Raw genomic sequence first — 20,803 nt, 5'->3', positions numbered from 1 at the left:
CGCTACCGGTACGGCTTCAATGCCCGCCGTCGAGCGCCTTCAGCTCACTGACCAGCGACGCCGCCGCCTCGGCACCATCGCCGTACAGCATGCGCGTGTTGTCGGCGTAGAACAGCGCATTCTCGATACCGGCAAAGCCGGTGCCCTTGCCGCGCTTGATCACCACCACGTTGCGGGCGTTGACCACGTCCAGCACCGGCATGCCGTAGATCGGACTGGCCGGATCGGTGCGCGCCACCGGATTGACCACGTCGTTGGCGCCGATCACCAGCACCACGTCGGTGGTGGCGAATTCGGGATTGATATCGTCCATGTCCGCAATCAGGTCATACGGCACACCCGCTTCGGCCAGCAGCACGTTCATGTGCCCGGGCATGCGCCCGGCCACCGGGTGGATGGCGAACTTGACCTTCACCCCGCGCGTGATCAAGCGCTGTGCCAGTTCCCAGATCTTGTGCTGGGCCTGGGCCACGGCCATGCCATAGCCGGGCACGATCACCACACGTTCGGCAAAGCCCATCATCGCGGCCACGTCGGCAGCTTCAATGGGCTTCTGCGAACCGGAAATCGCCTGTGCTTCCCCCACGGCGCCAGCGCCGAAATTGGAGAACAGCACGTTGCGGATCGGCCGGTTCATCGCCTTGGCCATCAACCGGGTCAGCAGGATGCCGGCTGCGCCGACCATCATGCCGGCGATGATCAACGCCTCGTTGCCCAGCACATAGCCTTCGAACGACACCGCCAGGCCGGTGAACGCGTTGTACAGCGAGATCACCACCGGCATGTCGGCGCCACCGATCGGCAGCGTCATCAACACGCCCAGCGCCAGTGCCAGCACGAAGAAGGCGACGATGGCCCAGGGGCTGAGCGTGCTGGCAGCGATGATGCCCAGCACCACCACGGCCAGCGCCACCAGCAGGTTCATCACCTGCTGGCCCGGCCAGGTCACGCGCTTGTCGAGGCGGCCATCGAGTTTGGCCCAGGCGATCACCGAGCCGGACAGCGACACCGCACCGATCGCCGCGCCGACCACGGCCAGCGCCAGTACCGTGCCGGACGGCTGCCGCGCGGCCAGGTCGGCCAGCGCCTGCGCGCTCCAGTGGGTGGTATCGCGGTTGGCCAGGAAGGCATAGCGCAGCAGTTCCACCGCACCGATGGCCGCCGCCGAGCCACCGCCCATGCCGTTGTACAGCGCGACCATCTGCGGCATGTCGGTGACCGCGACCTTGCCCGCCGACCACCAGGCCAGGCCGGCCCCCAGCAGCAGCGCCACCAGGATCAGCGGCACGTTGTGCAGTTCGGGCAGGAAGAAGGTCGCCACCGTGGCCAGCAGCATGCCCAGCCCCGCCCAGCGGATCCCGCTGCTGGCGGTCATCGGCGAGGCCATGCGCTGCAGGCCGAGCAGGAACAGGGTGGCGGCAACCAGGTAGCTGGCCTTGACCAGCCAATCGAGCAGTTCGACGGTGCTGATGTTCAAGCCTGCGGCTCCTTCGGTTCATCGTTGCCGGTCTTGCGCACGCTCGGCTTGAACATCTCCAGCATGCGCGCGGTGACCACATAGCCGCCGGCTGCGTTGCCGGCGCCGAGCACCACGGCAAGGAACCCCAGGATTTTCTCCAGCGGTGTCTGCGCGTGCCCCAGCACCACCATCGCGCCGATCAGCACGATGCCGTGGATGAAGTTGGAGCCCGACATCAACGGGGTATGCAGGATCACCGGGACCCGGGAAATGATCACGTGGCCGGCAATGGCGGCCAGCATGAAGATGTACAGCGCCACGAACCCGTCACTCACCGGCAACGCTCCTGCTCTGTCTTCGTCGCCCCATCATAACCACGGGCTGAACCCCGCGCGCGTCCCGGTCAACCACGGCCGCACTCACGCGTTGTCGATGGTGACCCCTGCCGAGGAACCGTACCCTGTGCTGGTGAGCAGCCCTGTCCCCCCGAGCGCCGAGACCGATGCCCTGCCGGCGTCGCTGGAAGCGTTCCTGGCCAGCGTCGGCCCCCGCGCGTTCCGCTTCGCCGAAGCCGGCCTGCGCCAGCGCGACGACGCCATGGATGCGGTGCAGGACGCGTTGATGCGCATGCTGGACTACGCCGACAAGCCGGCCGCCGAGTGGGCGCCGCTGTTCTGGAGCATCCTGCGCCGGCGGGTGATCGACGTGCAGCGCCGTCGCCGCTTCCGCCTGCCGTTCTGGCGCGACAACCAGGATGCGGAGGGTGGCGAGATCGACTGGGCCGATCCCGGCCCGGACCCTGCGCAGGCGCACGAGCAGCGCCAGCAGTACCAGCAGCTGGTGCAGGCGCTGCGCGAGCTGCCCGCCCGCCAGCGCGAAGCCTTCACCCTGCGCGTGCTGCAGGACCTGGACGGCGCCACCACCGCCCGCGCCATGGGCTGCAGCGAGGGCGCGGTAAAGACCCATCTGGCGCGCGCCCGACAGGCGCTGCAGAATCAACTGGAGATGCACCCGTGAACCGCCCCCTGCCTTCCGATGACGCCCTGCGCAGCCTGCACGCGCAGTCGTTGCAGGCGCTGTCGCCGGCCACGCTGGCACGCTTGCGTAATGCCCGTCACAGCGCCAGCAGGGCACACGCCGGTCGCTGGCGCTGGTGGCTGGCCAGCGCCTGTTCGCTGGTGATCGCGCTGGGCGTCGGTGTCCAGTTCGTCGGCCCGGGCGAGCATCAGGGCGCTACCACCACGCCGATCGCGGCCGCAGAAGAAGACAATGGCGCGCTGTACGACGAGAATCCCGATCTGTACCTGTGGCTGGGCGACAACGACCTGGCGATGGAGTGAACCCATGCTGCGATACCCCTCCCTGCCCCTGCTGATCGCCCTGACCCTGTTGCCGGCTGCGTCGGCCCTGGCGCAGGCCTCCGCACCGGTGCCTGCCACCCGGCCGGCACCTGCTGCCACGCCGCTGCCAAACTGGGAACAGCTGGGCCCGGCCCAGCGCGAGGCGCTGCTGGCGCCGCTGCGTGACCGCTGGAACGGCGCCGATCCCGCGCAGCGCCAGCGCATGCTGTCGCACGGCCAGCGCTGGCAGTCGATGAGCCCGGAAGAGCGCGACAAGGCTCGCCGCGGCCTGCGCCGCTTCGAACACATGAGCCCGGAACAGCGCGAGCAGGCCCGGGCGCTGTTCGGCCAGATGCGTGACCTCAGCCCGGCCCAGCGCGATGCCATGCGCGAGCGCTGGTCACAGATGAGCGCGGACGAACGCAGGGAATGGGTGCGCGACAACCCACCGCCGGCGAAGCCGCGGTAACCCGCGATCTGCGGGCGAGACCGGGGGTCAGATCCCTTTGCCGCAGGCAAAGGGATCTGACCCCATGCCGATCATGCCTGCCAGCGGGTCTTGGCCAGCAGTTCGTCTTCCCAGTCGAAGCCCAGCTGGCCGTCGCGCACGAACAGGGCGACGAAGTTCATCAGGTTGCGCGCATACATCTCGCTGGCCTGGGTGGCGCCCCGGCTGGCCAGGCCCAGCGGGCCATCGATGGTCACCCCCTGGTGCTCGATGCATTGGCCGGGCTGGGTCAGTTCGCAGTTGCCGCCACTCTCGGCGGCCAGATCGACGATCACGCTGCCCGCGGCCATGCCTTCGACCATCGCGGCGGTGACGATCGTCGGCGCACGGCGTCCCGGCACGGCGGCAGTGCAGACCACCACGTCCACGCTGCGCAGATGGTCGCCCAGGCGCCGCTGCTGTTCGGCGCGCTCTTCGTCGGTCAGCGCCCGCGCATAACCACCCTCGCCTACCGCACTTACCCCGAGATCGAGAAAGCGCGCACCGAGCGACTGGATCTGCTCGCGGGTTTCCGGGCGCACGTCGAAGCCCTCCACCTGCGCACCCAGGCGGCGCGAGGTGGCGATGGCCTGCAGGCCGGCGACACCGGCGCCGATCACCAGCACCTTGGCCGGACGCACGGTACCGGCCGCGGTGGTCAGCATCGGGAAGAAACGCGGCGCACGTTCGGCAGCGATCAACGCCGCCTTGTAGCCGGCCATGCCGGCCTGCGAACTGAGCACGTCCATCGCCTGCGCGCGCGTGGTGCGCGGCAGCTGCTGCAGCGGGAACAGGTGCAGGCGGTCATCCGAAGCCAACGCGGCCAGCGCCGGGTCGGCGGCCGGAGTCAGCAGGCCGACCACACTGGCGCCCGGCTTGAGCTGGGCCAGCACCTCGGCGGGTGGCGCCTGCACGCACAGCAGGATGTCGATCTCGGCCCAACGGGCGGCATCGAAGGCGCGGGCACCTGCGTCGTCGTAGGCGGCATCGGTGAAACCGGCGGCCTGGCCCGCACCGGGCTGATACCACACGGTGATGCCCAGCGCACCGAGCTTGCGCGCCGTCTCCGGCGTGAGCGCAACGCGTCGTTCGCCCGGCGCGGTCTCCTTGATCCCCAGCAACGCCACGGCCATGCAGATTCCCGCTGATCGGTGAGTGGGTCCGATCCTAGCAGGCGTACGCGGCTCAGTGCAGCGTCGCGCCGCCCGGGTCGAGACGGTCGAGCACGCCCTGCATGGCGCTGTCGAAGGCGCCATCGTCAACGTGGGGACGCAGCCGACCCAGCCGCACCATCACCGCCAGTTCCTCGGGCGAGGCCACGCAGAAGCGCACGCCACGACGGTTGACGAACAGCAGGCGCGAAGAAATCGGGCTGATCCAGGACAGCTTGCCGGCCTGCACCTTGCCATCCTTGTCGACGAAGTCCAGCCAGTTGCCGATTTCCATCCGGCGGAAGCGATCGGCATCGGCGTTGTCGAAATCGTCGGTATTGAAGCTACTTCCCAGCTCCACGGCCGGCGTTTCCGGTGCCGGCGGTGCGGGCAGCACCACCTGCGGCAGCTCGGGCAACGCGCGCTCCAGCTCCGGTCGCGATTCGGCGATGCCCTGCAATGTGTCGTGCAGCGCGTCGACGGCTGCGGTGGCAGCGTCGCCATGCACGCCGACGCTGGCAAACACCTTGGCCAGCAGCGGCTGCCAGGCCTGCAGCCACGGCTTGCCGACAATCTGCCGGCGCGCCTCGGCCACTTCCTCCAGCAGGCCATCAGCCAGGGTCAGCGCCTCGGCCACCGAAGCCCCCTCCTCGCCCTCGCGCAGCAGCGCCAGGGTCAGGTGGTGCTGCCAGGGCTGGCGCAGGAATTCGGCGATCGCCGGCGGCAGGGTGGCATCGCCGATGCGGCGATCCAGTTCGGCGCCGGCACGGGTACGGGCCATTTCCAGCTTTTCCTGGCCGCGCTGGGTCTCGGCGGCCCGGCGCTCGGCGATTTCCACGCGACGACGGTGCTGTACCAGGAAATCGCGGAATTCTTCTTCCAGGGTCAGGAAGATCGCCAGGTTCTCGTTGAACTCGGCGACCAGCCGCTCGATGATCTCTTCGACCTTGGCCATCAGCATGCGCTCGGCCTGGCTTTCGCCGGTGTTGCCCTCGCAGGCCTCGGCCAGCGAGTTCAGCAGCTTGCGCGCCGGGTGGGTCTTCTGCACGAACATGCGGCGATCCAGCATCGCCACCTTCACGAACGGAACCACCAGGCGGCCGATCAGCTCACGCGAGCGGCCTTCCAGCTCGCGCTCATCGAGCATCACATCGAACAGCATGCCGACCAGGTCGATCGCATCCTCGTCCTGCGCGTCCAGCCGGGTCTGGCCCGGATCGACACCCAGCCGGGTGGCGCTGGACAGCACTTCGCTCTTCAGCCGCTGCGCCAACGATTCGCCGTCCTCGCCGATCGCCGCGCGCAGGGTCGCACTGGGCGTGGCCTGCAGCAGCGACAGCACCGACATCATTTCGCGCTGGCTCAAGGGGCGATGCTGGCCGACCGCGACCTGCGCCGCAGAGGTCGCGTCCTCGCGCACGTGGCGCGTCTGCTGCAGCAGTTCGTGCAGCGCTTCCAGCAACATGCCCTGCTGGCCGGAATAGGCTTCACCGGACGCGCTCTCTTCGCCACCGGCATGCTGCTGCATGTGGCCACGACGCTCCGACCAGCGCGCGGCAAAACGCTGTGCCCAGGCCGGCGCGGCCTGTTCGTCGTCATTGAATTCGTTGTCGAAGCCCGGTGCCGTGCGCTGCTCGACCAGATCATCCAGGCCATGCGGAGCGTGCTGGGCTGGCGCAGGTGCCAGCGGTCGGCGCGGGGCACCCATCTGCGACATCACCCCGGCCGCGGCCAGGTGCTCGTCCAGCTTCTCGTAGATGCGGCCCACCGGCGCGCGCAGATCGCGCTCGCACAGCTTGATCAGCACCAGGTGCACTTCCGGGGCCAGCTCACAGCCGGCGAAGGCTTCGTGGATGGCCACGCCCAGATGCTCGGGGCTGATCGGGTTGCGGTCGGCATCAAGCTCGATACCGCCGCCCAGCCAGCCCAGGCGGCGGTCGAGCCGCGCCAGCACCGGCTTGAAGTCGCGCAGCAGCACGGTGGCGAAGTTGCGCACCGCCAACCGCGATTCCAGTACATGTTCCGGTACCAGGCTGAGGCCGTCCTGGGCCTGCCCGGACAGGGTCAGCTCGGCAGAGACGGGCTCGCCCGCAGCCAGACCGGCCCAGGCATGGCCGAGGTGGCCGGCGAAGGCACCGGCAATGTCCTCACGGCGGCGGCGCAGCTCGCGCATCGCGTCCAGGAACAGCAACTGCGACGAGCCGGCATTGCCGGCACGGTCGAACAGGGCATCATCGAAGCGGGCCAGTGCCGCGCCAAAGGCCTGGCACAACGCCGGCAGGACGATGTCCCGGGCAAGCTGGAGCTGGGCCGGGTCACGGCCCGGCGATCCCATCGGAGTGGGCGCGCTCATCATTCGGGAAGGCTCCCCACCTTCTCTGGTGCGACAGACATCATGGACATCGCGACGGCCGGTACACCCCATGCACCGGTCCCTCGATGGTAGGCCGGCCAGCCCATCACGGACAGTGAAACAGTCCTCACTTCAAACCTCATGAACGGCGGCCCGGCAGTATTGCGTATCGTAAGCCGTGCAGGGCCTGCGAGGCGAGGGGAAGCGGGGCTCCGTGATCCGCCAGTGGCATGATGTTCATCACAGTTTGCTATTCAGGGGCCTGACGCGACACAAACGGCGTCATCTACCTCCCCGACTATAATCAGCGACCCGTGATGACCGGTTCAGACTCCATGCCCGACCCAGCTGCCCTGCTTGCCCTGGATGCCCGCCGTTCGGTGCCCTCGCGGCAACTGGGCGAGCCCGGACCAGACCCGGCCACCCTGCAGCGGATGCTGACCTCGGCGGTGCGCGTGCCCGACCACGGCAAGCGCGTACCGTTCCGCTTCCTGAAGATCGCCGGCGATGCACGTCACACTCTGGGCGACTTCCTTGCCGCACGCAGCCGTGAGCGCGACCCGCATGCCGGCGACGCCGTGTTCGAGAAGGACCGCCAGCGCTTCAGCCATGCACCGCTGGTGATCGTGGTGGTGGCCAGCCCGCGCCCGGACCCGAAGGTGCCCGCCCAGGAACAGCTGATGACCGCCGGCTGCGTGTGCTTCGCCCTGTTGCAGGCGGCCCAGGCGCTGGGCTTCGGTGCGCAGTGGCTGACCGCGTGGATGGCCTTCGATCCCGCCGTGCACGCGCATCTGGGGCTGGCCGAGGGCGAAGGCATCGCCGGGTTCATCCACATCGGCACGCCCAAGGCCGAGGTGCCCGAGCGCGAGCGCCCGGACCCGATGGCGCTGCTGCGTGACTGGACCCCGCCGGCATGACCCTGCCGGCACCGCCGCCGCTGTACCTGGTCGACGCCAGCATCTATGTGTTCCGCGCCTGGCATTCGCTGCCGGACGAGTTCCAGGACAGCCAGGGCTGGCCGACCAACGCCGTGCATGGTTTCGCCCGTTTCCTGCTCGACCTGCTCGAGCGCGAACGCCCGCGGCACATCGCCATCGCCTTCGACGAAGCGCTGGACAGCGGCTTCCGCCACCGCCTGTACCCGGCCTACAAGGCCAACCGCGACCCGGCACCGGAAGCGCTCAAGCGCCAGTTCGTGCACTGCAAGGCGTTGTGCGCAGCGCTCGGCCTAGCGGTGCTGGCCCATCATGATTACGAAGCCGACGACCTGATCGGCAGCGCCCTGCATGGCCATCGCGCCAGCCATCGCGGCGTGATCATTTCCGCCGACAAGGACCTGTCGCAGCTGCTGCTCGACCACGACGAGCAATGGGATTACGCACGCAACCAGCGCTGGGACGTGGCCGGGGTAAAGGCCCGGCACGGCGTGCACGCGCACCAGATCGCCGACTACCTGGCGCTGTGTGGCGATGCGGTCGACAACATTCCGGGCATCAGCGGTGTCGGCGCCAAGTCGGCGGCCGTGCTGCTGGCCCATTTCGGCAGCATGGACGTGCTGTACGAACGCCTCGACGAAGTGCCGTTCCTGCGCCTGCGCGGCGCGGCGCAGATGGCGGTGCGCCTGCGTGAGCAGCGCGAGCATGCCCAGCTCTGGCGCCAGCTGACCACCATCGCACTGGACGCCCCACTGGAAGGCTGCCAGCCCGGCATGCCGCGCCAGGCGGCCGATCCGGAGCTGCTCGGCGGCCTGTGCCAGACCCTGCGCTTCGGCCCCATGACCCGCCGCAGGCTGTTCAATGCCGCCGGCATTTCCGACCCCGTTCCAACTTCCAGCGAGCCCGCATGAGCCAGCGCAATACCGAAGCACCGCGTGTCGTCTACGAAGGCAAGTACCAGCGCATGGTCGTGCGCGGCAGCTGGGAGTACAGCGAACGCACCCACGCCGGCGGCCTGGCCGCGATCATCATCGCCGTCACCCCCGAGGACAAGGTGCTGTTCGTCGAACAGTTCCGCGTACCGCTGCAGGCACCGACCATCGAGATGCCGGCCGGGCTGGTCGGCGACATCGATGCGGGCGAGTCCATCGAAGTTTCCGCGGTACGCGAACTGGAAGAGGAAACCGGCTGGACCGCCGAGCACGCCGAAGTGCTGATGATCGGTCCTACCTCCTCCGGTGCCAGCAGCGAGAAGATCGCCTTCGTCCGCGCCACCGGCCTGCGTCGCATCGGCGAAGGCGGCGGCGACGAGAGCGAAGACATCACCGTGCATGAGGTTCCACGTGCGCAGGCGGCCGCCTGGCTGGTGCAGAAAATGGCCGAAGGCTATGAAGCCGACGCCAAGCTGTGGGCCGGCCTGTGGATGATCGAGCACCACCTGGACGGCCGCCCCCGTGGCTGATGCCGGCCTGCACGCGCTGCCGCCGCTGCTGGGCGCCGACGATCCGGCGATCTACACGATCCACCGGTCGCAGGGCGCCTCGCCGTTCCTGCTGCTGGCCGATCATGCCGGCCAGCAGGTGCCGCGTGCGCTGGCCGATCTTGGATTGCCGCAGACCGAACTGGACCGCCATATCGGCTGGGACATCGGCATCGGCGGCACCACCCGTGCACTGGCCGGGCGGCTGGATGCGTGGGCGATCGAGCAGACCTATTCGCGGCTGCTGATCGACTGCAACCGCCCGCTGGTTTCGCCCACGCTGATTCCCGAGGTCAGCGACCACACCGTGGTGCCGGGCAATGCCGGGCTGTCGCCCGCGCAGCGGCAGCAGCGCATCGATGCGATCCACGCGCCCTACCATGCACGCATCGATGCCGAACTGGATGCGCGCCGCGATGCGGGACGGCCGACGCTGCTGGTGATGATGCACAGCTTCACCCCGGTGATGAACGGCGTTGAGCGTCCTTGGCACGCCGGCGTGCTGTACCACCAGGACACCCGTTTTGCCCACGCCCTGCTGCAGGCGCTGCGCGATGAAGGCGACCTGGTGGTGGGCGACAACGAACCGTATTCGGTCAACCGCAGCAGCGACTACGCGGTGCCCGTGCATGGCGAAGGCCGTGGCCTGGTGCATGTGGAACTGGAGATCCGCCAGGACCTGATTGCCGATGACGCCGGGCAGCAGGCATGGGCGGAGCGGTTGGCGCGGATTTTCAGCGCGTTGCAGCCGCGGTTGTTGGCGTTCGGATGACCGCATCCGCGCATGGCGTGGATCTACTGCAGCGCTGACGGACATCCGCATCCGGCGAAAAAAGAACGAGGCCGGTTCCCAGTAGATCCACGCCATGCGTGGATGATTTTCGTCAACGCAGCACGGGCGCATCCATCCACGGGAACGGCTTGAAGCCGTGCACCTGCACGGTCGCGCCGATCGCTGCAAAATCCTCCTTGATCGCCTGCGCGCGACGCCGATCCAGTGCTTCACCCAGCACCAGCGGCAGCGTGCGGCAATGTGTCAACGCCTCGCCCACCGAAATGTCGAGCAGGTGCGCCACGCGCTGTGCCGCAGCCTTGATCTGCTCGTCCGCACAGCCCGCCAGCGTCAACTCGAACGCAGCGAAGATGCCCGGCCCAACACCGGCGGCGCGTGCGGCGGCCTGCTCGACGGCACCCGCCTCGCCCAGTGCTTCATCGACACCGTCCACCTGCAGGAAGGCGTCGTACTCGGCGTAGTACGCCAACGCTTCCGCGTAATCGTGCAGGGAAGAAAGCGGACGCTGGCGCTTCTGCACATCCAGGACGTCAGCGAACGTGGCCGGTTCCAGGTAGGTCGTCAGACCCAGCGCCTGCGCGGCCTCGGGCACCTCACCGTCATCATCGAACGCGGCGTCTTCATCGGCCGGCAACCAGAAGCGCGCCTGCAGCAGGTCGTCATCGGTGGCGTGCACCCAACCGAAGCAGGCATACACCTCATCGTCATCGTTGCAGGCGGCAAACGCCTCCAGCGTCTGGCGAAGATCAAGCAGTGCAATCATGCGTCGTTGGGCAGTGCGTCGGCGGAGCTGCAGTCTACCCGCGCCGGGCGCAGGCCCAGCGCGATGACCACGCCGAGCGCGGCGAACAGCGCGGCGCCGTACTGTGCGTTGACCATGCCCTGCAGGGCATCAGCACTGGTTGCCGCCTGCGTACCGCGCGCGGCGTTGGCCACCATCACCAGTACCGCCAGGCCCAGCGCACCACCGATCTGCTGCGCGGTGGCGGCCATGCCGGAGGCGACACCCTGCTGCGGCCCCGGCACGCCCTGCCCGGCCACGATCCACATCGCCGTCCAGCTCATGCCCTGGCCGACGCTGAGCACCACGATGCCCGGCAGCAGCGGCCAGTAGCCGGCGCCGTGCGGCATCGCCAGCGCCACCGCGGCGATGCCGACGGCACCGGCGGCGAAGCCCCAGGCCAGCACCTGCCGCGGCGAACGGCGCCGCAGCATGCGCTCGGCAATGCGGATGCCGAAGGTGCATACCAGCGTCGGCAGCAGGAAGGCCATGCCAGCCTGCAGCGGGCTCCAGCCGTAACCATCCTGGAAGTACAGCGCCAGGAAGTAGTACTGCACGCCATAGCTGCTCATGAACGCGAAGGTCAGGCCGAGTGCTGCACGCAGGCCGGGCAGCCGCAGCAGCGCGAACTGCATCAGCGGGTCACGGCTGCGCTTTTCGATCTGCACGAACACTGTCAGCAGTACCGCGGAAAGCAGCAGGCAGATGAGCGTGGCCGGCGCGGTCCAGCCCCACTCCGGCCCCTGCACCAGGGTGGTGACCAGCAGGCTGCCGCCGGCAGTGACGGTGAGGCAACCGGCCAGGTCGAAGGAACGGCCGCGCACGCGCGGGCCATCGGCCGGCAGCCATGCACCGGCGGCAACCGCACAGGCGGTCGCCAGCGGCACGATCACTGCCAGCACCGCCGGCCAGCCGAAGGCCTGGGTCAGCACGCCGCCGAGCAGCGTGCCCAGCGCCAGGCCCGCCGCACTGGCCATGCTCCAGATCGCCAGCGCGCGATTGCGCACCGGGCCTTCCGCATACAGGGTATTGATCAAGGCCAGGGTGGCCGGGAACAGCAGCGCCGCACCGATGCCCTGCGCCGCACGCGCCACGATCAGCAGCGTGGCATTGGGCGCCAGCGCGCCCAGCAGCGAGGCCAGCGCGAACAGCAGCATGCCCAGCCGGTAGAAAAGGCGGCGGCCGAGCAGATCGGCCGCACGCCCGCCCAGCAGCAGGCTGCCACCGAAGGCCACGGTGTAGGCGCTGACCACCCACTGCAGCTGCTGCGCATTGATCTGCAGCGCGCGGCCCATGTCGTGCAGGGCCACGAAGATGATGGTGGCGTCCAGGGCGATGATCAGCTGCGCGGTGGCCAGCAGGGTCAACGCCCAGCGCGGGTATTTCAGGGGAGGCATGCGGCGCCCGGTTCGGAGGGGGGACGGCAGTCTCATTGATGCCGGTGCATCAATAAACCCCCTAAGTGCGATTTCTGTCATGATTTTCGGCATGAATGGATGCTCGATGGACCTCAATGCGGTGCGCATGCTGGTGCAGGTGGCCGAGGCGCGCAGCTTCACCGTGGCCGCCGGTCAGCTCGGCCTGAGCCAGTCCGGGCTGTCACGCGCGATCGGCCGGCTGGAAGCGTCGCTGGGAGTGAAGCTGCTGCAGCGGAACACCCGCAATGTCGCGCTGACCCCGGATGGCCAGCAGTTCGTCGAGCAGGTGGGACCGTTGCTGTGCGGCATGGAAGACGCCGAGCGGCTGCTGGCCGACCGCCCCTGCACGCCCTCGGGGGTGCTGAAGATCAGTGCGCCGTCGATGTTCGGGCGCAAGGTATTGGTGCCCTTGCTGGGGCCGTTGCTGCAGCAGCATCCGCAGCTGCAGGTGGAAGCGGTGCTCAGCGACCGCCTGGTGGATCTGGTGGAGGAAGGCTTCGATGCCGCCCTGCGCACCGGCACCATCGCTGACCAGCGGATGGTGGCGCGTCCGTTGAAGCCACTGCGCTGGGTGACCGTGGCCAGCCCGGCCTACCTGGCCGCGCAGGGCGAGCCGGCCGATGTGGCGGCATTGCAGGACCATGCCTGCCTGGCGGTGCGCAACCTGCGCAGCGGCCGGCTGGTGGACTGGCAGTTCCTGCAGGACGGGCAGCTGCGCGAGGTCACGCCGCCGACGCGGATGGTGTTCGACTGCGGCGACCCGTTGGTGGAGGCAGCGATCGCCGGCATCGGCATCGTGCAGGTGATGGATTTCGCGGTGGCCGACGCGTTGGCCGATGGCCGCCTGCAGCGCGTGCTGCAGCCGTTTGAAGGCCGCAGCCGCGCGTTGTCGTTGATCTATCCGCCGTCGCGGCAACACTCGCCAAAGCTGCAGGTGCTGGCCGAGGCGTTGCTCGCCGGGGATTGGTAGATCCACGCCATGCGTGGATGAGATTCAAACACAGGAGCAGCCAGGCATGGCCTGGCTCTACTGGGCCGTAGTAGATCCACGCCATGCGTGGATACCGACCCGTAGTAGATCCACGCCATGCGTGGATACCGACCCGCAGTAGATCCACGCCATGCGTGGATACCGACCCGCAGTAGATCCACGCCATGCGTGGATGATTCAACGCGAGAGCAGCCAGGCATGGCCTGGCTCTACCACGACCCGATCAGGCGAAACTATCGGTGGCACGCACCAGCGCGTCGACGTTCTCGGCTTCGAACGCCGAGTGCCCGGAGGCCGGGGTGATCTCCAGCTTCGCCTTCGGCCACACCTTGGTCAGGTCCCAGGCGTTGGCCAGCGGGCAGACTACGTCGTAGCGGCCGTGCACGATCACGCCCGGAATGTCGGCGATGCGGTGCGCGTCGCGCAGCAGCTGGTCTTCCACTTCGAAGAAACCGCCGTTGACGAAGTAGTGGTTCTCGATGCGGGCGAACGCCAGCGCGAAATGCGGGTCTTCATGGCTGTTGATGAAGTCGTCGTCCACGTGCAGGAAGCTGGTCGCGCCTTCCCACACCGCCCAGGCCTTGGCCGCATCCAGCCGCGTTGCTTCGTCTTCGCTGGTCAGGCGGCGATGGAAGGCGGAGATCAGATCGTGGCGTTCCACCCCCGGAATCGGCTTCAGGTAGTGCTCCCACGCATCCGGGAACAGGCGGTTGGCGCCTTCCTGGTAGAACCATTCCAGTTCCCAGCGGCGCAGCATGAAGATGCCGCGCAGCACCAGTTCGGTCACGCGCTGCGGATGGGTTTGGGCATAGGCCAGCGCCAGGGTCGAGCCCCAGCTGCCGCCGAACACCTGCCAGCGATCGACCTTCAGGTGCTCGCGCAGCTTCTCGATATCGGCGACGAGGTCCCAGGTGGTGTTGTCCACCAGATCCGCGTGCGGGGTGGAACGACCGGCGCCGCGCTGGTCGAACAGGATGATGCGGTACTTGGCCGGGTCGTGGAACTGGCGCATCTTGTCGCTGCAGCCGCCGCCCGGGCCACCATGCAGCATCACCACCGGCTTGCCGTCCGGGTTGCCGCACTGTTCGAAGTACAGCGTGTGGCGGTCGTCGACCTTCAGGGTGCCGACGTCGTAGGGGGTGATGGCGGGGTACAGCGTACGCATGCTTGCAGCTCCGTGGTGGTGCCCTGCCCTTGGCAGGAGAACCCCCATTCTAGGCCGGTCGCCGGCCCAGGGTGACCCGGTCGCGCTGCTCCAGGTCCTGCACGGTCTGCACGTCGCTGTAGCCGGCCTGCTCGAACAGCGCGCGGATGGCATCGCCCTGGTCCCAGCCGTGCTCGATCAGCAGCCAGCCGCCGGGCTGCAGGTGGTCGGCGCCGCCGGCGACGATGCGACGGATGTCGTCCAGGCCGTCCGCGCCGGAGGCCAGCGCGGTGGCCGGTTCGAAGCGCAGGTCCCCCTGCACCAGGTGCGGGTCGTCGCTGGCGATATACGGCGGGTTGCTGGCGATCAGGTCGAAGCGCGCGCCCTGCAGCGGCGCATACCAGTCGTGCCCGCCCTCGGCGAAGCAGACATTGCGCAGTTCATGGCGGGCGGCATTGCGCGCAGCCACGGCCAACGCGCCCGGGCTGGCATCGGTGGCCAGTACCTGCGCCAGCGGCCGTTCGCTGGCAAGTGCCAGTGCAATCGCACCGCTGCCGGTGCCGAGGTCGGCCAGCTGCAGCGCCCGGTCCGGCGGCAGGCGCTCCAGCGCCAGCTCCACCAGCAGTTCGGTCTCCGGGCGCGGAATCAGGGTGGCCGGATCGACCTCCAGGTCCAGCGTCCAGAAGCCGCGGCGACCGGTCAGGTAGGCGACCGGCTCACCGGCGATGCGGCGGGCCAGCAAGGCCTCGAAGGCGGCCTGGTCGACGGTGGCCAACGGATCGGTGGCATGTGCGAACAGCCAGCTGCGCGGGCGCTCCAGCACGTGCAGCAGCAGCAGCTCGGCCTCGTGGCGGGCGTCGACGCCGCCCAGCCGGGTACTCGCGTCGGTCACGACGTGGCGCAGGGTGGGTTCGGGTTGCAGAGACATCCGGCAATTGTAGAGCCCAGCCTATGCTCGGCTACTTCTGGAACAGCCGAGCGTAGGCTCGGCTCTACAGGTCCACAGCCGAGCGTGGGCTCGGCTCTACAGGTCCACAGCCGAGCGTGGGCTCGGCTCTACAGGTCCACAGCCGAGCGTGGGCTCGGCTCTACAGGTCCACAGCCGAGCGTGGGCTCGGCTCTACGGATCCACAGCCGGGCATGGCTCGACGCTACAACATGCTGGAATCCGTTCAGGTTCCGCCAGAGGGGATAAAGAGGGGCTATCAGCGCTCTTCACACGTCCAGGAAGATTTTCCTTGTCACACAGGCAGTTGCAGGATGGACGTGGCCGGGTTCAGTGCCTGCTCATTGGATTTTGATAGCCTGTATCTATCAAATAGATGCAATCAATGCATTGTCCTTATCGAAATGGAACCGGTAACCTAGGTCCTGTCGATTCACCCACTCCCCTTCACCCAGAGGAAAAACGATGTCCCTGATCAACACCCAGATCCAGCCGTTCGAAGCCAATGCTTACCTGAATGGCGAGTTCATCAAGGTCTCCGACAGCACCCTGAAGGGCCAGTGGTCGGTCCTGATCTTCATGCCGGCAGCCTTCACCTTCAACTGCCCGACCGAGATCGAAGACGCCGCTGACCATTACGCCGAGTTCAAGAAGGCCGGCGCCGAGGTCTACATCGTCACCACCGACACCCACTTCTCGCACAAGGTCTGGCACGAAACCTCGCCGGCCGTCGGCAAGGCCCAGTTCCCGCTGGTCGGCGACCCGACCCACCAGCTGACCCGCGCCTTCGGCGTGCACATCGAAGAAGAAGGCCTGGCCCTGCGCGGCACCTTCATCATCAACCCGGAAGGCGTGATCAAGACCCTGGAGATCCACTCCAACGAGATCGCCCGTGACGTCTCCGAGACCCTGCGCAAGCTGAAGGCTGCCCAGTTCACCGCCGCCAACCCGAACCAGGTCTGCCCGGCGAAGTGGAAGGAAGGCGAAAAGACCCTGACCCCGTCGCTGGACCTGGTCGGCAAGATCTAAAGCAGTACCCGCAGTACCGGCCTGCCGCAGCCCCACGCTGCGGCGCGCCTTTCATCCCCGTGCCGGTCCCCCCGCCGGCGTGGGGGTGAACCCAAGACAGCCAACGCGCGCCAGCCTTGGCCAGCCAGCCCCTTCCACGGTCGCTGTCTTGGGTTCACCCCTACCCCCTCGCTGGTCCGCTACCTTCTACAGCGGTGCCACGCCCCCGTTTTGCCTGAAGCCAGGAGAAGACCATGTTGGACGCCAACCTGCAGTCGCAGCTGAAGACCTATCTGGAGCGCGTGACCCGCCCGATCCAGATCACCGCGCATGCCGACGACGGTGCCAAGTCGCAGGAGATGCTGGACCTGCTGCAGACCCTGGAAAGCCTGTCGGACAAGATCTCGCTGCAGGTGCTGCGCGATGGCCAGAGCCGCGTGCCGTCCTTCGACCTGGGCACGCCGGGCCAGGACATCCACCTGACCTTCGCCGGCCTGCCGATGGGCCACGAGTTCACCTCGCTGGTGCTGGCCCTGCTGCAGGTCGGCGGGCATCCGTCCAAGGCCACCGCCGAGCTGATCGAGCAGGTGCAGAACCTGGAAGGTGAGTACAAGTTTGAAACCTACTTCTCGCTGTCCTGCCAGAACTGCCCGGACGTGGTGCAGGCGCTGAACCTGGCGGCGGTGCTCAACCCGCGCATCCAGCACGTGGCCATCGACGGTGCGCTGTTCCAGGAAGAAGTCGAGCAGCGCGAGATCATGTCGGTGCCGACCGTGTACCTCAACGGTGCGGTGTTCGACCAGGGTCGCATGACGCTGGAGCAGATCGTGGCCAAGCTGGACACCAATGCCAGCAAGCGCGATGCCGAGAAGATCGGCGCCAAGGACGCCTTCGACGTGCTGGTGGTCGGTGGTGGCCCGGCCGGCGCCGCTGCGGCGATCTACGCCGCGCGCAAGGGTATCCGTACCGGCATCGCCGCCGAGCGTTTCGGTGGCCAGGTGCTGGACACCATGGCGATCGAGAACTTCATTTCGGTGAAGGAGACCGAAGGCCCGAAGCTGGCCACGGCCCTGGAGCAGCACGTGCGCGAATACGAGGTCGACATCATGGACCTGCAGCGCGCCACTGCGCTGGTGCCGGCCGGTGAAGACGGCCTGGTGCAGGTGCAGCTGGAAAACGGCGCGGTGCTGAAGTCGCGCTCGGTGATCCTGTCCACCGGCGCCCGCTGGCGGCAGATGAACGTGCCCGGCGAAGATCAGTACCGCAACAAGGGCGTGGCCTACTGCCCGCATTGCGATGGCCCGCTGTTCAAAGGCAAGCGTGTGGCGGTGATCGGCGGTGGCAATTCAGGCGTTGAAGCCGCCATCGATCTGGCCGGCATCGTGTCGCATGTGACCCTGCTGGAATTCGATTCCAGCCTGCGTGCCGACGAAGTGCTGCAGAAGAAGCTGCGCAGCCTGGCCAACGTCACCGTGCTGACCAGCGCGCAGACCACCGAAGTGCTGGGCGACGGCAGCCGCGTCACCGGCCTGGTCTACAAGGACCGTGTCGGTGGTGACTCCCATCGCGTTGAACTGGAAGGCATCTTCGTGCAGATCGGCCTGCTGCCGAACACCGAATGGCTGAAGGACACCGTAGCCCTTTCGCCGCGTGGCGAGATCGTCATCGATGACCGCGGGCAGACCAATCTGCCGGGCGTGTTCGCCGCGGGCGATTGCACGACGGTACCCTACAAGCAGATCATCATCGCGATGGGCGCCGGTTCGACCGCCGCACTGAGCGCTTTCGATCACCTGATCCGCTCCTCGGTTCCCAAGAGCAGCGGTGCGGTGGCCGAAGCGGCCTGATCCAACGTTCCCAGGCCATCGGGAGCACCATCAACCGGCTGGGCACGCCCTGCTGGTGCAGTACCCCGAGAGGTCTGAGGATGAACCTGCGTGACCTGAAATACCTGGTGGCCCTGGCCGATCACAAGCACTTCGGCCGGGCCGCCGCCTCCTGCTTCGTCAGCCAGCCCACGCTGTCGACGCAGATCCGCAAGCTGGAAGAAGAACTGGGCCTGCCGCTGGTGGAACGCGCGCCGCGCAAGGTGATGTTGACCCCTGCAGGCCAGGAAGCGGCCGCGCGGGCACGGGTGATCGTGTCCGAGGTGGAACAACTGAAGGAAGCGGCGCGGCGCAGCCGTGATCCGGAAGCGGGTACCGTGCGCCTGGGGATCTTCCCGACCCTGGGCCCGTACCTGCTGCCGCACGTGATTCCGCGCATCCGCAGCCGCTTCCCCGAGCTGGAACTGCTGCTGGTGGAAGAAAAGAGCGATGTGCTGCTGGAGCGCCTGCGCGAAGGCAAACTGGACGCCGCACTGTTGGCGCTGCCAGTGATCGACGACCAGCTGCATGCCGAATTCCTGTTCGAGGAGCCGTTCCTGCTGGCCGTGTCAGGCCGCCATCCGCTGGCCACGCGCGAGCATCTGGACGTACAGGAACTGGCCACACAGAAGCTGCTGCTGCTGGAAGACGGCCACTGCCTGCGTGACCAGGCGCTGGAAGTCTGTCGCCTGTTCGGCGCCAATGAAAAGTCCGAATTCCGCGCCACCAGCCTGGAAACACTGCGACAGATGGTCGCTGCCGACGTCGGCATCACCCTGCTGCCCAGCCTGTCGGTACAGCCGCCCGTGCCGCGCTCGAACAACATCCGCCTGCTCGACTTCGTCGGCGAGGGCCGTCCCAGCCGGCGCATCGCCATGATCTGGCGCCGCAGCTCGGCGATGAACGAGTTCCTGATGGAGCTGGCCGAGCAGTTCAAGCGCCTGCCCGATGCGCTGTTCACGCTGGAGGCGCTGGCCCCGGCAAACGGCGATGCCGCCACCCCGCCCACGCCGGTGCTGAACGGCTGAGACACCGCAGCCGGGCCTTGAAACCGCCGGGAGTCGATTCCGGCCGCATTTGTCCCCACAATATAGTCAGGCGGCGCCAGCAGGTGCCGCCTTTTGCATGGCTTTCAACCAAGGAGCGTCACCATGAACACCGCCAGCGGCCTGCCGCCGTCGATCACTGTTTCCACCCTCGACATGGACCGCCTGGACGCCATGCTCGAATCTCCGGCACACAGCCAGACGCCGGCCGCGCGTGCGCTTGCCGACGAACTCAACCGGGCGACCGTGTTGCCGCCAGACCAGATTCCCGAAGGCATCGTCATGATGCATTCGCGCGTGGAGTGCGAAGATGAAGTGTCGGGCGAGAAGCATGTCCTGACCCTGGTCTTCCCCCGAGAAGCCAATGTCGATGAAGGCAAGGTGTCCGTGCTGGCGCCCGTCGGCAGCGCCCTGCTTGGCCTGGCCGTGGGCCAGAGCATCGACTGGACCGCCCCCGGCGGCCGCAAGCTGCGGCTGCGCGTGAGCGCGGTCCACAACGACCGTCCCTGACCTGCGCTGCGCACCGCGCGCGATCAGTTTCCCTGCAATCCCCGCACCAGGAGCCGTAATGAGTACCCCGTCCAAACTGTCCCAGCTGCGCGAACTGTCCGTGGTCGTTGCCGATACCGGTGACTACGAGGCGATCAAGCGCCTGCAGCCGGTGGACTGCACCACCAATCCGACCCTGGTGAAGAAGGCACTGGACCTGCCGGTCTATGCAGAACTGATCGAACGCGAACTGGCCTGGGGCCGCCAGCAGGGCGGCGACCGCGAGACCGTGGTGCACGCCGTGGCCGACCGCCTGACCATTGGCGTCGGCGCGCTGCTGAGCACGCTGGTACCGGGCCGCGTGTCCACCGAAGTGGATGCCGACCAGGCCCACGACACTGCCGCGACCGTGGCCAAGGCCCGCCAGTTCATCCAGATGTACGCCGATGCCGGCGTTCCGCGCGAGAAGATCCTGATCAAGATCGCCGCGACCTGGGAAGGCGTGGAAGCCGCGCGCGTGCTGCAGGCCGAAGGCATCGACTGCAACCTGACCCTGATCTTCAACCCCACCCAGGCACTGGCCTGCAGCGAAGCGGGCGCGTTCCTGATCTCGCCGTTCGTCGGCCGCATCCTCGACTGGTACGTGGCCAACGGCCAGACCCCGGCGAACATCGACGAGGACCCGGGCGTGGTGTTCGTGCGTGGTGTGTATGCCGAATTCAAGCGCCGCGGTTCGCCGACCGTGGTGATGGGTGCCTCGTTCCGTTCGACCGCGCAGATCGAAGCGCTGGCCGGCTGCGACCGCCTGACCATTTCGCCGGACCTGCTGGAGAAGCTGGATGCCGACCACGGCGTGCTGCCGCGCAAGCTGGTGGCCGGTGCCGCTGAGGCGGTGCAGGTGACGCCGATCGACGCGGCGAAGTTCGCTGCGGACCTGGCGGCCGATCCGATGGCAACCGAGAAGCTGGCAACGGGTATCGATGCGTTTGCCAAGGATCTGGAAGCGCTGCGTCAGCGGATCCGCGAGGCACTGTAAGGGTTCCGGCCAACGGCTGAGCCCCTCGTGGCGGGGGGCTTGGTCGCGAACTGCATGAAGCAACAGCCGCGCTGGGTCGGG

21 protein-coding genes are annotated in these 20,803 nt (G+C 67.7%); 13 read left to right on the top strand and 8 right to left on the bottom strand.

The window, feature by feature from the left end; translation table 11 throughout:
• Window positions 1–16 precede the first annotated feature (16 nt).
• Both ACFX4F_RS00105 and ACFX4F_RS00100 read right to left on the bottom strand, forming a co-directional pair.
• Window positions 17–1,477, bottom strand: a complete 1,461-nt coding sequence (locus ACFX4F_RS00105; RefSeq protein ID WP_380650973.1) for an NAD(P)(+) transhydrogenase (Re/Si-specific) subunit beta — start codon at window positions 1,475–1,477, stop codon at window positions 17–19.
• Window positions 1,474–1,794 (bottom strand): NAD(P) transhydrogenase subunit alpha, encoded by a 321-nt coding sequence (locus ACFX4F_RS00100; protein ID WP_089238935.1) that lies wholly within the window; start codon window positions 1,792–1,794, stop codon window positions 1,474–1,476. The genes ACFX4F_RS00105 and ACFX4F_RS00100 overlap by 4 nt, the downstream gene beginning before the upstream one ends.
• A gap of 97 nt (window positions 1,795–1,891) precedes the next feature.
• Between ACFX4F_RS00100 and ACFX4F_RS00095 the strand changes: the two genes are divergently transcribed.
• Genes ACFX4F_RS00095 through ACFX4F_RS00085 form a run of 3 tightly spaced genes read left to right on the top strand, consistent with a single transcriptional unit; the run spans window position 1,892 to window position 3,268 of the window.
• Complete coding sequence (locus ACFX4F_RS00095; RefSeq protein WP_380650969.1) at window positions 1,892–2,476, top strand: RNA polymerase sigma factor; 585 nt, start codon at window positions 1,892–1,894, stop codon at window positions 2,474–2,476.
• A complete protein-coding gene (locus ACFX4F_RS00090) occupies window positions 2,473–2,799 on the top strand; it encodes a hypothetical protein (protein ID WP_099820226.1) in 327 nt (108 codons plus the stop codon). The genes ACFX4F_RS00095 and ACFX4F_RS00090 overlap by 4 nt, the downstream gene beginning before the upstream one ends.
• Before the next feature lie 4 nt (window positions 2,800–2,803).
• Window positions 2,804–3,268 carry a DUF3106 domain-containing protein gene (locus ACFX4F_RS00085; RefSeq protein WP_100551625.1) on the top strand — a complete coding sequence of 155 codons (465 nt, stop codon included), beginning with the start codon at window positions 2,804–2,806 and terminating at the stop codon, window positions 3,266–3,268.
• 71 nt (window positions 3,269–3,339) lie between these two features.
• Here ACFX4F_RS00085 and ACFX4F_RS00080 read toward each other — a convergent pair whose 3' ends face one another.
• Together ACFX4F_RS00080 and ACFX4F_RS00075 are read right to left on the bottom strand one after the other, a co-directional pair.
• On the bottom strand, window positions 3,340–4,419 hold the full coding sequence (locus ACFX4F_RS00080) for an NAD(P) transhydrogenase subunit alpha (RefSeq protein ID WP_380650965.1): 1,080 nt from the start codon (window positions 4,417–4,419) through the stop codon (window positions 3,340–3,342).
• A 52-nt stretch (window positions 4,420–4,471) separates the two neighbouring features.
• Entirely contained in the window at window positions 4,472–6,793 is a 2,322-nt protein-coding gene (locus ACFX4F_RS00075) for a DUF1631 domain-containing protein (protein WP_380650962.1), read from the bottom strand.
• 332 nt (window positions 6,794–7,125) lie between these two features.
• Here ACFX4F_RS00075 and ACFX4F_RS00070 point away from each other — a divergent pair, with 332 nt between their 5' ends.
• The 4 genes from ACFX4F_RS00070 to ACFX4F_RS00055 are packed head-to-tail and all read left to right on the top strand — an operon-like array spanning window position 7,126 to window position 9,977.
• A complete protein-coding gene (locus ACFX4F_RS00070) occupies window positions 7,126–7,707 on the top strand; it encodes a nitroreductase (protein WP_099820411.1) in 582 nt (193 codons plus the stop codon).
• Entirely contained in the window at window positions 7,704–8,636 is a 933-nt protein-coding gene (locus tag ACFX4F_RS00065; protein ID WP_099820230.1) for a 5'-3' exonuclease H3TH domain-containing protein, read from the top strand. The genes ACFX4F_RS00070 and ACFX4F_RS00065 overlap by 4 nt, the downstream gene beginning before the upstream one ends.
• On the top strand, window positions 8,633–9,187 hold the full coding sequence (locus ACFX4F_RS00060) for an NUDIX hydrolase (RefSeq protein WP_363729950.1): 555 nt from the start codon (window positions 8,633–8,635) through the stop codon (window positions 9,185–9,187). Before ACFX4F_RS00065 ends, ACFX4F_RS00060 begins: the two co-directional genes overlap by 4 nt.
• Complete coding sequence (locus tag ACFX4F_RS00055; protein ID WP_380650957.1) at window positions 9,180–9,977, top strand: N-formylglutamate amidohydrolase; 798 nt, start codon at window positions 9,180–9,182, stop codon at window positions 9,975–9,977. The genes ACFX4F_RS00060 and ACFX4F_RS00055 overlap by 8 nt, the downstream gene beginning before the upstream one ends.
• A gap of 112 nt (window positions 9,978–10,089) precedes the next feature.
• On the opposite strand, the gene ACFX4F_RS00050 is transcribed toward ACFX4F_RS00055, so the two are convergent.
• Window positions 10,090–10,761, bottom strand: coding sequence for a hypothetical protein (locus tag ACFX4F_RS00050; RefSeq protein ID WP_380650954.1), 672 nt, complete (start codon window positions 10,759–10,761; stop codon window positions 10,090–10,092).
• On the bottom strand, window positions 10,758–12,176 hold the full coding sequence (locus tag ACFX4F_RS00045) for an MFS transporter (protein ID WP_380650951.1): 1,419 nt from the start codon (window positions 12,174–12,176) through the stop codon (window positions 10,758–10,760). The genes ACFX4F_RS00050 and ACFX4F_RS00045 overlap by 4 nt, the downstream gene beginning before the upstream one ends.
• 106 nt (window positions 12,177–12,282) lie before the next feature.
• Between ACFX4F_RS00045 and ACFX4F_RS00040 the strand changes: the two genes are divergently transcribed.
• Entirely contained in the window at window positions 12,283–13,167 is an 885-nt protein-coding gene (locus ACFX4F_RS00040; protein WP_099820234.1) for a LysR family transcriptional regulator, read from the top strand.
• Window positions 13,168–13,411: 244 nt separating this feature from the next.
• On the opposite strand, the gene pip is transcribed toward ACFX4F_RS00040, so the two are convergent.
• Entirely contained in the window at window positions 13,412–14,353 is a 942-nt protein-coding gene (gene pip, locus ACFX4F_RS00035) for a prolyl aminopeptidase (RefSeq protein WP_380650948.1), read from the bottom strand.
• Between the two features lie 49 nt (window positions 14,354–14,402).
• Window positions 14,403–15,260 carry a peptide chain release factor N(5)-glutamine methyltransferase gene (prmC, locus tag ACFX4F_RS00030; protein WP_380650944.1) on the bottom strand — a complete coding sequence of 286 codons (858 nt, stop codon included), beginning with the start codon at window positions 15,258–15,260 and terminating at the stop codon, window positions 14,403–14,405.
• A gap of 483 nt (window positions 15,261–15,743) precedes the next feature.
• Here prmC and ahpC point away from each other — a divergent pair, with 483 nt between their 5' ends.
• The 5 genes from ahpC to ACFX4F_RS00005 all read left to right on the top strand — a co-directional run bounded on the left by ahpC (window position 15,744) and on the right by ACFX4F_RS00005 (window position 20,722).
• The gene (gene ahpC, locus ACFX4F_RS00025) at window positions 15,744–16,307 is read left to right on the top strand and encodes an alkyl hydroperoxide reductase subunit C (protein WP_025877950.1); all 564 of its coding nucleotides are present in this window, start codon (window positions 15,744–15,746) and stop codon (window positions 16,305–16,307) included.
• Window positions 16,308–16,540: 233 nt separating this feature from the next.
• On the top strand, window positions 16,541–18,133 hold the full coding sequence (gene ahpF, locus ACFX4F_RS00020) for an alkyl hydroperoxide reductase subunit F (RefSeq protein WP_380650940.1): 1,593 nt from the start codon (window positions 16,541–16,543) through the stop codon (window positions 18,131–18,133).
• 80 nt (window positions 18,134–18,213) lie between these two features.
• On the top strand, window positions 18,214–19,179 hold the full coding sequence (locus tag ACFX4F_RS00015) for a LysR substrate-binding domain-containing protein (RefSeq protein WP_380650937.1): 966 nt from the start codon (window positions 18,214–18,216) through the stop codon (window positions 19,177–19,179).
• 123 nt (window positions 19,180–19,302) lie between these two features.
• Window positions 19,303–19,707: a nucleoside diphosphate kinase regulator gene (gene rnk / locus ACFX4F_RS00010; RefSeq protein ID WP_049468992.1), complete on the top strand. Its 405-nt coding sequence runs from the start codon at window positions 19,303–19,305 to the stop codon at window positions 19,705–19,707.
• A gap of 58 nt (window positions 19,708–19,765) precedes the next feature.
• The gene (locus tag ACFX4F_RS00005; RefSeq protein WP_380650933.1) at window positions 19,766–20,722 is read left to right on the top strand and encodes a transaldolase; all 957 of its coding nucleotides are present in this window, start codon (window positions 19,766–19,768) and stop codon (window positions 20,720–20,722) included.
• Window positions 20,723–20,803 lie beyond the last annotated feature (81 nt).

Origin of the sequence: Stenotrophomonas sp. YIM B13575 (genome assembly GCF_042787595.1) — a bacterium.
GTDB classification, from domain to species: Bacteria; Pseudomonadota; Gammaproteobacteria; order Xanthomonadales; family Xanthomonadaceae; genus Stenotrophomonas; species Stenotrophomonas lactitubi_B.
The sequence above is the reverse complement of the archived record's forward strand: the minus strand, read 5'-3'. Positions and strand labels throughout refer to the sequence as shown.